The sequence below is a fragment of the Chitinophaga pollutisoli genome (genome assembly GCF_038396755.1).
In the GTDB taxonomy this organism is placed as follows: domain Bacteria; phylum Bacteroidota; class Bacteroidia; order Chitinophagales; family Chitinophagaceae; genus Chitinophaga; species Chitinophaga pollutisoli.
In genome coordinates this window covers 1,130,666-1,143,460 of the sequence record NZ_CP149822.1, presented here as the reverse complement: position 1 = coordinate 1,143,460, position 12,795 = coordinate 1,130,666, and the positions used below count along the sequence as shown (strand labels likewise).

Here is a 12,795-nt window from a genome sequence, read left to right as displayed (position 1 = left end):
CAGATATGATCAAGCAAGATGCAGCCGGGTCGAGGACTTTCCCGGTACAGGACATTGTTGTTGACCTGGCGATCACCGGCGGCGGCCTTTCCGGCGTATGCGCCGCCATTACTGCCGCGCGGCAGGGCCTGAAAGTGGTGCTGGTGCAGGACCGTTCCGTATTGGGCGGCAACGCCAGCAGCGAAGTGCGCCTGTGGATACTCGGCGCCACCTCCCACATGGGTAATAATAACCGGTGGGCGCGCGAAGGAGGTGTGGTAGATGAGCTGCTCGTGGAAAACACGTATCGCAACCCCGAAGGCAACCCGGTAATTTTCGATATGATACTGCTCGACAAGGTATCGCAGGAACCCAACATCACCTTGTTGCTCAATACCGCCGTTTACCAGGTGGAAAAGAAAGACGCTGAAACCATTTCCGCGCTGCGCGCCTGGTGCAGCCAGAACCAAACCGAATACCTGCTGAAAGCCCCCTGTTCCTGGACGCTTCCGGCGACGGCGTGGTGGGCTTCCTGGCAGGAGCGGCGTTCCGGATGGGCGCGGAGAAGAAAGAAGAATTCGGTGAACTGTTCGCTCCCTCCGAAGAATATGGCGAGCTCCTGGGCCATAGCCTCTACTTTTACAGCAAAGACACCGGCCGGCCCGTTACCTTTACCCCGCCGGCTTTCGCGCTCCACGATATTACCAAAGTGCCCCGCTTCCGCAGCTTCAACGCCAAAGAATACGGCTGCAAGCTCTGGTGGATCGAGTATGGCGGACGGCTCGATACCGTGCACGATACCGAAACCATCAAATGGGAACTCTGGAAAGTGGTCTACGGCGTCTGGAACCACATTAAAAACTCCGGCGAATTCCCCGAAGCCCGGAACCTCACGCTGGAATGGGTGGGCATGATCCCCGGCAAACGCGAAAGCCGCCGCTTCGAAGGCGATTACATGATGATCCAGCAGGATATTGTGGAACAACGCGAACATACGGACGCGGTGGCGTTCGGGGGCTGGTCCATCGACCTGCACCCGGCCGACGGCGTTTTCAGCGAAAAGCCCGGCTGCAACCAGTGGCATAGCAAAGGCATCTACCAGATCCCTTACCGCTCGCTTTATAGCCGCAACATCCGGAACCTCTTCCTGGGCGGCCGTACCATCAGCGCATCGCATGTGGCATACGGTTCTACACGCGTGATGGCGACCTCCGCGCACGTAACCCAGGCCGCCGCCATGGCCGCCGTGATCTGTAAAGAACAAGGGATACGCCCGGCGGATATCATCGGCAAAGGCCAGGTGTCTACTTTGCAACAACGCCTCCTGCAAACCGGGCAATACATCCCCGGGCTGCGTTATTCCGCACCCGGTGATCTCGCCGCTTCCGCGCAAATCACCGCGAGCAGCGAACTGGTGTTCCGTGAATTCCCAGGCGAGCCCATCCTCAAACCGCTGGACGTATCCGTGGCGCAGATGGTACCGCTTCCCGCGGGGAAGGTACCCGTGATGGCCTTCCACGCGGAAGCCGCCACAGCATGTTCACTGGATATTGAATTGCGCATCAGCGATAAAAGTGGTAACCATACACCCGAGGTGACACTTGCCCGCCAGACCGTTGCGCTGCAACCCGGCCGAAATTGCCTCCGGCTGGAGTTTGATGCGCACATGCCCGCAGCGGCCTATGCATTCGTGATGTTCTTCCGCACCCCTGGTGTGCAGTTGCATTACACCGGCAAACGCGTGACCGGCCTTTTATCCGTATTCAACACCATCAACAAAGCCGTATCCAACTACGGTAAACAAACGCCGCCCGAAGACATCGGGATGGACGCGTTCGAATTCTGGTGCCCCCAGCGCCGGCCCGAAGGCCACAACCTCGATTTCAAAGTCAATGACGGCCTGGCCCTCTTCGGCGCCGCCAACGTTGCCAATGGCATCGAACGCCCCGTGAGCCAGCCCAACGCCTGGGTGGCCGACTGGAGCGATCCGAAACCCACGCTCACGCTGGCATGGGATGCGCCGAAAGATATCCGCCAGATTGAATTGTTTTTCGATACCGATTACGACCATCCCATGGAATCCGTGCTGATGACCCATCCCGAAACCGTGATGCCTTTCTGTGTCCGCAATTACCGGGTGAAAGACGATGCCGGGAATGTGATCGCCGAAAGATCGGGCAATTACCAGGCCTTCAACCGTATTGCACTGGATACACCGGTGCACACCGCCAAATTGCATTTTGAAGTGGATCATCCTTCCGCCGACATACCGGCTGCGATCTGCGCCGTGAGATGTTATTAAAAAAACGGGCCGCCATTTGGCGGCCCGTTCTCATACATATTCCAGTGCCTGTTGCACGTCGTGGATGATGTCGTTGTAATGCTCGATACCGACCGACAACCGGATGAGTTTTTCACTGATCCCGATCCTGTCCTTTTCCGCGTCGGGGATATCGGTATGCGTCATGGTAGCCGGATGTTCCGCGAGGCTTTCCGTGCCGCCCAGGCTCACCGCCAGCTTGGTGAGGCGCAGGTGGTTGAGGAAACGGAAGGCTTCAGCTTCTCCGCCTTTCACGTCGAAACTCACCATGGCGCCGCTGCCGAGGCATTGACTTTTATAGATGGCGTATTGCGCCGTGTCTTTCTCCGCATCCAGCAATCCCAGGTAATACACTTTCTCCACCTTGGGATGCGATTGCAGGAATGCCGCCACCTGAACGGCATTCGCTTGTTGCTGCTCCATGCGCACCTTCAGTGTTTCGAGGCTGCGCAGGAGGAGCCAGCCGGTATGCGGACTGCACATGTTCCCCAAAAACGTCCGCAGTACTTTGATCTTTTGAATATCCGCCGCATGGCCCAGCACCGCGCCCGCGATTACGTCGCTGTGGCCGCCGATGTATTTGGTGGCGGAATAGATGACCAGGTCTGCCCCGTGAGCCAGCGGGTGCTGCCAGAGCGGGCCCATGTAAGTATTGTCTACCGCCGTTACCACACGGCGCCCGTCGGTGGAATGGCGCTGCGCAATGCGGGCGCACATGGCCATATCGATCAGCGCGTTGGTGGGGTTGGCAGGCGTTTCGATGTAAATCATTCCCAGCCGCCCGGGCCCGTTGGCCTGAATGATGGTTTCGATCTCCGCATCGCTGGCGCCTACGTCAAACGAAACGGCGGTAATGCCGAATTTTTGCAGGACGTGGTTCATGAAATGATGGGTGCCACCGTAAACGGGCGTGCTGTACAAAACTACCTGCCCGGGCGTGAGGAATTCCATCAGCACGGTGGAAATGGCGGACATGCCGCTCTCGAAAACGGCCGCTTTTTCGGCGCGGTCCCACAGGGCGAGGCGGTCTTCCAGGATCTCCAGGTCGGGGTTGTTGATACGGGAATAAATCAATCCGGGTTCTTCTCCGGCTTGTTTTTGCCGCTTGCCGTAAGCGATTTCGAAAAATGCCTTACCGTCTTCCGCGGTTTTGAACACGAAAGTCGAGGTCTGGAAAATAGGACATTTGATCGCGCCTTCACTCAGTTCCGGTTTGTAACCGTAACTCATCATCAGGCTTTCGGGTGCGTATTCGTGTGGTTGCATCAGGTTGATTTGTCTGTAAAACTCATACTTTAAAGATGAATCTTTTGCACACGCAGAATATTTAGCGTTTTACACTTTATAAATAGGTTTGGTTGGAAGAATATGCTGTAAATTGTGGATGCTGTCGAAGAAAACAGATTTTTATGCTATGACACTGGACGAAACAGATAAAAAGATCCTCCGCATCCTGCAGCAGAACGCGAAGCTGAGCCATAAGCAGATCGGCGATGCGGTGAACCGCTCGGCCACGCCGGTATACGAGCGGATCCGTAAAATGGAGGAAGCGGGCGTGGTGAAAGGATACGTGGCGCTGGTGGATCATAAGAAAGTGGGCCGCAGCCTGGTGGTTTTTACGGCGGTGCACCTCGATCGCCACGAGCATGATGTGATCAAGGACTTCGAAAAGGAAATCGTGCATGCGGAAGAGGTGATGGAATGTTATCACATGACCGGGACGGACGATTACCTGCTGAAGGTGGCAGTCCGGGATATGGACGAATACCAGCAGTTTATCGTGGAAAAGCTCTCCCGGCTGCGGAACATCGGCACGGTCCGCAGTTCGTTTGTGATGACGGAGATCAAGCACGAAACGGCGTTCAACGTCTGATCTTACTATTCAAACCAAATAGGAAAAGCCCGGGAAACTACTTCCCGGGCTTTTGCTGTAGGAGCAGGAGTCGAACCTGCACGGAGCAGTTAGCGGATAGCACAAAGAAGTAAATGGTTAGTTAATTATGCTATTCGTTTATCCCGTTATCTCCACCCCCGAGACGAGAGGGCATGTCTGCCAGTTTCATCACCCTACAATGTGTCTTTGAAACTGAATGCAATCTACGCAAAGTATTTGTTTAGTTATCAAAAATCTAATAAAAAGTCAATAATAATAGAAATAATCTAATGAAATATCCTTTTGTTTGATGGATATGAATTTTGTAGCTTGTTAGGAGATGTTTGTTAGAAATCGGCTAACCTATAGGACTGAACGGGAATTGCCGGGGCGTATATGCGGGGAAGTGGGGGAAGGGAAATGGCCTCACGGGGAGGCCATTTCAGTTGTCAGGCTTGCAAATGAGTAGTAACCGGATTGTTTTGGTGTATTGTATCTGTTAAATCAACATGCCGAGGTAGCGGGTTTCCCTTCTGCGGTATGCAACCCCAGCGCAATCTTCAGGACTTCGGTCACATGATCGATTTCCGTGGTGGTGTTGTATTTGCTGAAAGAAAACCGGATGGTGGTGCAGCTTTCGTTTTTACCCAGTGCCCTCATTACGTGGGAGCCGCCGGAGGGGCCGCTGCAGGCGCTGCCGCCGGAAACGCAGATGCCTTCCATGTCGAGGCGGAGCAGCAGGTTGTCGCTTTCTTCCGATTTCGGGAAGCAAACGCTCAGTACCGTGTACAGGGATGCCTCGGGCCCGTTGAAAGTAACGCCCGGGATGTTGGCCGCGAGTTGTTTTTTCATGTAAGCTTTCAGGGAAGCGATGTGCTCGCTTTCCGTCTTGTAATGTTCCATCGCCAGTTCCAGCGCGCGTGCGAAGCCTACGATACCGTGCACGCACTCGGTGCCGGCGCGCATATTGCGCTCCTGCCCGCCGCCGTGGATAAACGGTTTTACGGTGAGCCCCGGCGCGATATACAGGATCCCCGTGCCTTTGGGGCCGTGGAACTTATGACCCGAGCCGGAGATGAAGTGAACGCCCATCTCCGGGAGGTTCAGGGGGTAGTGCCCCACCGTCTGTACGCAATCCGAATGGAAAATGGCGCCATGTTCCTGGCAAAGGGCGCCCACGCGCTTCACGTCCAGCAGGCTGCCGGTTTCGTTGTTGGCGTGCATGAGGGAAACGAGGCACTTCCGGCCCGCGGCCGCCTGTTCTTTCAGTTGCCGCTCCAGGTCGTCGTAATCCACGATCCCCGCGTCAGACACGGCTACCATGGAATACGGAACCCCATGCAGCTGGCTGTAAAACTCCACCGAGTGCAACACTGCGTGATGCTCGATGGGAGAGGAGATGATGTGGGTGCAGCCCAGGTCGCGGACGGCGGCGGCAATGGCGGTATTATTGCTCTCCGTGCCGCCGCTGGTGAAAAAGATGTTGGCCGCCTTCACGCCCAGCTGGTAAGCCACCGATCTGCGCGCGTTCTCCACCGCTATCCGGGCCACCCGGCCGTAAGAATAAGACGAAGAGGGATTGCCGTAATTTTGTGCCAGGTACGGCAACATCTCGGCCAGTACGGTTTCGTCTACCCGCGTAGTGGCGGCATTGTCCAGGTAAATAGTATGGTCCATGTAAGATTATCTTGGGAATTGAAATGATTGGTTGGAACAAGAGTTCCCGCAAGCCGGAAACTCTTGTTGTTAATGGTTGGTTGGTTTTTGATCGTAATATTTTTAACGGTTGGTCTTTGGCCTTGTAACCGGAAAAATCCTATCTTGACGCTGTAATATTTCCACTCTAAATTGAAAAATGTTTTTGATATTTGGCACAATGCCGTATTAAACCGTAAATTTTCCGGTAAAGCACCAATAATTGCCTATTTTTGAATGGATTGATTACGCGCCGGGCCGGAATACCGAACTTCTTTCAGTTGACCATTTTCAACCAGTACACAATGCCAGACATCGATCAGACGGACCTCGAGATCCTTCGCCTCCTCCAGCACAACGCGGAGCTCACCAACAAGGAGATTTCCTTCAAGCTGCATAAATCCGTTGCCGCCATCCACGAACGTATCCGGCGGCTCAAGGAGCAGGGGTACATCCGGCGCGTGGTCGCCATTCTCGACAAAAAGAAAATCGACAAAGGCCTGATCGCTTTCAGCCATGTACTGCTGAAAGACCACTCCGCCCAAACCCTCAGCACTTTCGAAAAAGAAGTCGTGAAATTCCCCGAAGTAATGGAGTGCTTCCAGATGACGGGCACCTTCGACTTCATCCTGCGGATCGCCAGCGCCGATATGGACGAATACCACGTCTTCTACCGCAAGCTCGCCGCCCTCCCCAATATCACCACGGTGCAGAGCTTCTTCGTCCTTTCCGAAACCAAAAGCGAAACAGCGTACCCGATCTAGCAAGCTTTCATTTGTATAGCGTAAAATACCTATATAAAATTTGCTGTCTGCTTTCAGGTGCCTGGCTTACTACGGTTTTAGTACGGTATCCCTACTAAGTCCTTACTGAGCGGGTACGGAGTGCATGCAGGGCTGTTGCAGTGGCCTGTTGGCAAATATGCAGCGTATAGTGGGAATAGTGACAAGCCCATGCTAGAATAAGGCATGGGAATGTATATCGGATGTAGGTAAATAGGGGGTAAAGCGTAGTTACTTCATCGTAACAGCATGGTTACTATAGGGTTACTGCATACCAATATATATGCGGATATACGTTTGATATACATTTACCCCTCTTTATACCTATAGTAACCTAACTGTTAGTATATAGTAACTAAGGTGGTCTTCGGGGCAATCATTGCATTTCCGGATGATTTTGGCGAAATTCGCCGTTGATTCCATCAAATTCTGTCATCCCATTCGTTTTCTCCATCTGCCAGGACAAGCATTCTTTAATTAACCAGCGCTTCATTGAACGAAGGACACACTACTGACGCTCCAGCATTGTACCAACGGATCGCAGCCGGCGACGAGCACGCGTTCAGACAGCTTTTCGGGCTGCTGGCGCCCCGGTTGCTGGCCATGGCGTTGCGTATCACCGGATCGCCCGCAGTGGCCGACGACCTCGTCCAGGAAACTTTTCTGAAAGTCTGGATCGCCCGCGACCAGCTTACCGGCCTGGCCCAACCGGAATCCTGGGTGAAGAAAATCTGCTTCTTCCTGGCCGTCAACCTCGTCCGCCGCCAGCAAATCCGCGATAAAGTCATGAATGCCGTGGGGCATGAGCGGCAACTGGACCAGAACCTCCCGGTGGAAGAAATGGTCGAGTTCCGGCAATTGCTCGCGCTGGTGAATGACGCCGTGCGGCAGCTTCCCGAAAAACAGCGGCAGATTTACCGCCTCAGCCGGGAGCAATCCCTCAGCATCCGCGAAATCAGCGACCGGATGGGCCTGGCCGACAGTACGGTGAAAAACCTCATGGTCATGGCGCTGAAGCACATTCGCGGCTCCCTGCAAAAAGCCGGTTATCCATTGTCTGTCCTCATCCTGATCGAAATCCTGCTTTGATTTTACCCCTGCCAAAAAAAGTTTCGCTTTTTTCGGTACTACCCGTTTGCCCGATTGTCTGGTATAAATAAGGGGGACAAACATCATTCGTTTACTACACCCTTTTTACATGGAAAACAACGACCGATTACAATATTTACTGCAACGCCTCGCGGGCCATACGGCCACAGACGCGGAGCTGGACGAGCTGGCCGCCCTGGTGGGCCGCGACGAGCCCGGCGCCGGTATCGAAGAGGCGGAGCGCAGGCTGGAAGACCTTCAGCCGGACGTGCAGGCATCCTACGATCACCAGCATTGGATGCGGGTGGCTGATGGGATTTTGGGTGCGGATAAACTTCGTCCAGCCCCGGAAACCGTCGCAGTGCGGACGGTGCATCCTCTGCAACGCTGGTGGTGGGCAGCGGCGGCGGTGCTGATCGCCGCGGCAGGCATATGGCTGTTGAACCGCCCGGCGCCGCGGGGTGAAACCGTTATCGCCAACGTGTTTCCGCAGGATGTGGAACCCGGGAAGAATGGCGCGGTGCTGACGCTGGCAGACGGATCGCAGCTGGCGCTGGACAGTGCCGGCAATGGCGTGATTACCCGGCAAAACGGCACTACGGTGACGCTGCAGGATGGCGCGCTGCAATACGAGCCGGAAGACCGGAGTGAAAGCGGTGTGAAATACAATACCATCGCTACTTCCAACGGGCGGCAGTTTACGGTTACTTTGCCCGACGGTACGAAAGTGTGGCTCAACGCCGGCAGTTACCTGCGGTTCCCGGTGGCATTCAGCGGGGCCGACCGGCAGGTGGAATTTTCCGGAGAAGGTTGGTTTGAGGTGGCGAAAGATGTGAAGAAGCCTTTCCGCGTGAAGGTGCCGGGCAGGATCGATCTGGAGGTGCTGGGAACGTCGTTCAATATTAATGCGTATGCCAATGAGCCGCATAGTTATACCACGTTGGTAACGGGCGCGGTGCGGGTAGCGCTGGCCGGGAAGCCAACGGGGTCGGTGTTGCTGAAGCCGGGTGAGCAGTTGCAGGCCGACGGAAGCGGAATGGATGTGATGAGAAACGCAAACGTGGATAAAGCCATCGCCTGGAAGAACGGCTTGTTTAATTTCGATGGGGTGGAACTGCGGGAAATGATGCGGCAGCTGGCACGCTGGTACGACCTGGAAGTGGTGTACGAAGGAAATGTGCCGGAAGTGGTGTTTTTCGGGGAGATGAGCCGGAAACTGAAGTTGTCCGACGTATTGGGCGGGCTGGAGCGGTCGAACGTGCATTTCAGGCTGGAAGAAGGCCGGCGTTTGGTAGTGATGCCTTGAAGAAACATTTATCCCTATACTATAAAACGTAATATTTCACATGGACATGGACTTTTAATGATCAACTAAAAAGAAAGGCCGGCCGGTAAAAGAAACGGGAGTGCTGCGAACACCCCCGTAGAAAAATTGCCGGTTGCAAAGAAACAGGTTTCGAGACCTCCATTTTTAACAACCAAACGTTGCAAATCTATGCAAAAAACTGCTTTCTGGAGCCGTTGGGACATGCCGTGCCGGCTCCCGACCAAATTGCTCCGGCTTATGAAACTTACCAGCATTCTCCTTCTTGCCATTTGTTTACATGTATCTGCCAGCACTTTCTCCCAGAGCGTCACGTTTTCGGGAAGGGAAGTGCCGATGAAAAAAGTATTTGCCACCATTAAAAAACAGACGGGTTATGTAGTGTGGGGAAAATCGGAGCTCCTGCAGCAGGCAGGCGCTGTATCGGCATCGGTACAGAACATGCCGCTGCTGAGCTTCCTGGACCTGATCCTGAAGGATCAGCCCTTGCAGTACAAGATCGCGGACAACACGATTTTCCTGTATGCGAAGAACGATCCAGCCCTGCGAAACGATCAGCAGGTGCAGCAAACCCCCGTTACCGGGCGCATTGCCGACAGTACGGGCATGCCGCTGATCGGGGCTACCATCGCGGTGGCTGGCGGGCGCTCGGCCATAACAGACGTGAACGGCGCCTTTTCGCTGCCGGTAAACGCCGGCAATGTCATGCGCATCAGTTTCATTGGGTATACCACCAAATCGGTAGCCGTGACGGAGGCCATGCTGAAAGCGGGGACGGTGGGTACGGTGGTGCTGTCGGCCGTAACGTCTACCCTCACGGAACTGAACGTGACGGCCAATACCGGTTACCAGTCGATCCCCAAAGAGCGGGCAACCGGGTCTTTCGGGATTATTACGGAAGAAGTGATCGGCGCCAGGATGCAGACGAGTCTGCTGGACCGGCTGGAAGGCACGGTGCCGGGGCTTTTCATGCAGAACGGGAATGTGAATATCCGGGGGCTGGCGACGTTACGCGCCGAGCAGCGGCCTTTGTATGTCGTTGACGGATTCCCGTATGAAGGGGATCTCAACTACCTGAACCCGGCCGATGTGGTGAACGTTACGGTGATGAAAGACGCGGCCGCCGCGTCCATCTATGGAACCCGGGCCGCCAACGGTGTGATCTCCATTACCACGCGCACCGGCAGCCCCAGGAAACTGACTGTAAATTTCAGCAGCACGTTGTTTGTGACGCCGAAGCCCGATGCCAGCTACCAGAACTTCCTCAATTCCCGGCAGATGGTTGACATCCAGCAGGAACTTTTCAATACCTGGCATCCTTCTTTCAACGACGGCATCCGCCGCGAAGGCAAAAGCAAAGCGCTGGAAGCACTTTACGATCATGAACAGGGCGTCATTTCCAAGGCGGAACTCGACGCAACGTTGGACAAGCTGCGCGGTTACGACGGGCAGGGCCAGCTGGAAGACCTGTACATGCGCAACCGCATCAAACACCGCCAGAGCTTCTCCGCCAGCGGCGGCAATGATATTCACCGGTATAACATTTTCATGAACTATACCGGCAACAGCGGGTACGGATTGCGTACCAGCAATGAAGACATTAACATCGGCCTTCGCGATAATGTGAAAGTCTTCAAATGGCTGGATGCCGAGATCGGCGCCACCACCAATATCCGCAAAGGGAAATTCCTGCGCCAGGGGCCGGAATCGTTTTACCGGAACATGCCTTACGAGATCATGCGTTATGCCGATGGCAGCCTTGCACCTTTTACCATGCTGAAATCCCCTTACGAAATCGAAAGGCTGAAGGCGATGGGGCTATACGACGAAACTTACAACCCGCTCGATGAAATGGAGAAATCCCATTTGTCGTACTGGTCGAACTACTTCCGCCTGCAAGGCGGGTTTACGGTGAAGTTCGCCAAGGGCATTTCGCTCGACCTCAAATACCAGACCGAGCGCGGTACTTCTTACAATAAGGAACATTACACCGGCGATTCGTATTACGCGAAAAACCTCATCAACGACGCCGTAACGCTCGATAGCCTGGGAAACCCCGTATTCAACATGCCAGAAGGGGGACAGATCTATGAAACCCGCGGCAACTCCACTTCCTACACCGCGCGAGCGCAGCTGAACTTCGACCGGGAGATCGCGCCCAGGCACCGGCTGACGGCATTGGCAGGTATGGAACGCCGCGCCATCCTCAATACCAGCACTTCGCTGTATAAAATGGGTTACAACGACAATAATCTCACCTTCAGGCCGGTAGACGAGACAGTACTCGGCAGCCTGAAAGGGACGCAGTCGCTGAGCAGCACCTTCTTCTGGGATTTCAGCAACAATACGAATTTCAGGCATGCGGAAGAACGCTACGTATCGGCATACGCCAATGCCGCATACAGCTTTAATTCCCGGTATAACATTACGGGCAGCGCCCGGGTGGATGATTCCAACCTGTTCGGCAGCGATCCCCGTTACCGCCACCTGCCGCTCTGGTCGGTAGGCGCGAGCTGGAGAATAACGGAAGAGGATTTCATGAAAAACCTGCAGTGGCTGAATACACTGGTTGTCCGCACAACTTACGGCCTGGGCGGTAATGTGGCACGGCAGGTAGGGCCTTTCCTGCAGGCGCAGGCGGATTTTGTCAACGAAACCAACGCCATGGCCACGAGCATCATCCTGCCGCCGAACAAGACCCTCCGCTGGGAAAAGACAGCCACTACGAACATAGGGATCGATGTAGCGGTGCTGAACAACCGCATTCTGGCTTCATTCGATTACTACCTCCGCAAATCCACCGATCTGCTCGGCGAAAAACTGACCGACCCTACCAATGCTTTCCCCTTCGCACTGATAAATTACGGAAGCATGCAGAACAGGGGGTACGAAGTGTCGCTGAATACCCGCAACATCGAAGGGAAGCACTTCACCTGGAGCAGTTCGCTGGCGATGAGTTTCAATAAGAACCGGATGACCGACATCAATCTCCGCGACGTCCGGTACGACATGCTCACCAACGGCTATGGCGTAAACCGCGTGGGATATCCCATGGATGCGGTATTCAGCTTCCGGTATGCAGGGCTTGATCCCACGAACGGCTCTGTTTTGGTGTACGACGCGGACGGGAAAGTGGTGACCAATTACGACCAGTCCGGCGCCATCGTGCCGAACATGACGGATGTGAACGGTTTGGTATATAACGGTACGCTGCGCCCGAAATTCACGACCGGATTCACTAATAACTTTACTTACAAGGATTTCTCGCTAAACATTATGCTCATCGCCAATGGCGGTAACGTGATCAGGGACGTGGTAAGCCCCATCCAGTCTAACTTCGGCAGAATGAATGTGGATGCGCGGATGATCAACTTCTGGCGCAAGCCCGGCGATGAGAACATTCCGGGTATGCTGCCAGCGCCTGATTTGAAGAACAACGGCCGCGAGTATTACAACCTGATCTGGTTCGCCAACGACCGGAACGTATTGAAGGCCGATTATATCAAGGTGAGGGACATCGCGCTGACTTACAACTTCGCGAAAGTACTGGCGCCGGTTACGAAGCTGCAGTCGGCCCTGCTGACCTTGCAGGTGCAGAATCCGTTCAGCTGGTTCCGTAACGGCTCGGGCATCGATCCCGAAGCATATACGCTGGGCAGTACCTATGCCAGCAGGACGTTGCCGGTGATGCGTACTTTCATGGCCGGACTTAACATCACATTCTAAAACGAGG

Annotated in this window: 7 protein-coding genes and 1 pseudogene; 6 read left to right on the top strand and 2 right to left on the bottom strand. The window is 54.6% G+C overall.

The window, feature by feature from the left end:
* Positions 1 to 5: 5 nt before the first annotated feature.
* Positions 6 to 2,281 (top strand): annotated as a pseudogene (locus tag WJU16_RS04875) (FAD-dependent oxidoreductase).
* Positions 2,282 to 2,311: 30 nt separating this feature from the next.
* Here the strand turns inward: WJU16_RS04875 and WJU16_RS04870 are convergent.
* The gene (locus WJU16_RS04870; RefSeq protein WP_341837198.1) at positions 2,312 to 3,565 is read right to left on the bottom strand and encodes a cystathionine gamma-synthase family protein; all 1,254 of its coding nucleotides are present in this window, start codon (positions 3,563 to 3,565) and stop codon (positions 2,312 to 2,314) included.
* Between the two features lie 148 nt (positions 3,566 to 3,713).
* Between WJU16_RS04870 and WJU16_RS04865 the strand changes: the two genes are divergently transcribed.
* Positions 3,714 to 4,172, top strand: a complete 459-nt coding sequence (locus WJU16_RS04865) for an Lrp/AsnC family transcriptional regulator (RefSeq protein ID WP_341837197.1) — start codon at positions 3,714 to 3,716, stop codon at positions 4,170 to 4,172.
* 504 nt (positions 4,173 to 4,676) lie between these two features.
* Here WJU16_RS04865 and WJU16_RS04860 read toward each other — a convergent pair.
* Positions 4,677 to 5,849: a cysteine desulfurase family protein gene (locus WJU16_RS04860; protein ID WP_341837196.1), complete on the bottom strand. Its 1,173-nt coding sequence runs from the start codon at positions 5,847 to 5,849 to the stop codon at positions 4,677 to 4,679.
* A 323-nt stretch (positions 5,850 to 6,172) separates the two neighbouring features.
* Here WJU16_RS04860 and WJU16_RS04855 point away from each other — a divergent pair, with 323 nt between their 5' ends.
* From WJU16_RS04855 to WJU16_RS04840, 4 genes are all read left to right on the top strand, one after another.
* A complete protein-coding gene (locus WJU16_RS04855; protein WP_341837195.1) occupies positions 6,173 to 6,631 on the top strand; it encodes an Lrp/AsnC family transcriptional regulator in 459 nt (152 codons plus the stop codon).
* Positions 6,632 to 7,141: 510 nt separating this feature from the next.
* Positions 7,142 to 7,738: a sigma-70 family RNA polymerase sigma factor gene (locus WJU16_RS04850; protein ID WP_341837194.1), complete on the top strand. Its 597-nt coding sequence runs from the start codon at positions 7,142 to 7,144 to the stop codon at positions 7,736 to 7,738.
* A gap of 109 nt (positions 7,739 to 7,847) precedes the next feature.
* On the top strand, positions 7,848 to 9,044 hold the full coding sequence (locus tag WJU16_RS04845; protein WP_341837193.1) for a FecR domain-containing protein: 1,197 nt from the start codon (positions 7,848 to 7,850) through the stop codon (positions 9,042 to 9,044).
* Positions 9,045 to 9,302: 258 nt separating this feature from the next.
* Positions 9,303 to 12,788, top strand: a complete 3,486-nt coding sequence (locus WJU16_RS04840) for a SusC/RagA family TonB-linked outer membrane protein (protein ID WP_341837192.1) — start codon at positions 9,303 to 9,305, stop codon at positions 12,786 to 12,788.
* Positions 12,789 to 12,795: the final 7 nt, after the last annotated feature.

Excerpts from the sequence above, each read along its gene's own strand:
- WJU16_RS04870 (WP_341837198.1), bottom strand. The coding sequence starts at position 3,565 with ATGCAACCACACGAATACGCACCCGAAAGCCTGATGATGAGTTACGGT.
- WJU16_RS04865 (WP_341837197.1), top strand. The coding sequence starts at position 3,714 with ATGACACTGGACGAAACAGATAAAAAGATCCTCCGCATCCTGCAGCAG.
- WJU16_RS04860 (WP_341837196.1), bottom strand. The coding sequence starts at position 5,849 with ATGGACCATACTATTTACCTGGACAATGCCGCCACTACGCGGGTAGAC.
- WJU16_RS04855 (WP_341837195.1), top strand. The coding sequence starts at position 6,173 with ATGCCAGACATCGATCAGACGGACCTCGAGATCCTTCGCCTCCTCCAG.
- WJU16_RS04845 (WP_341837193.1), top strand. The coding sequence starts at position 7,848 with ATGGAAAACAACGACCGATTACAATATTTACTGCAACGCCTCGCGGGC.
- WJU16_RS04840 (WP_341837192.1), top strand. The coding sequence starts at position 9,303 with ATGAAACTTACCAGCATTCTCCTTCTTGCCATTTGTTTACATGTATCT.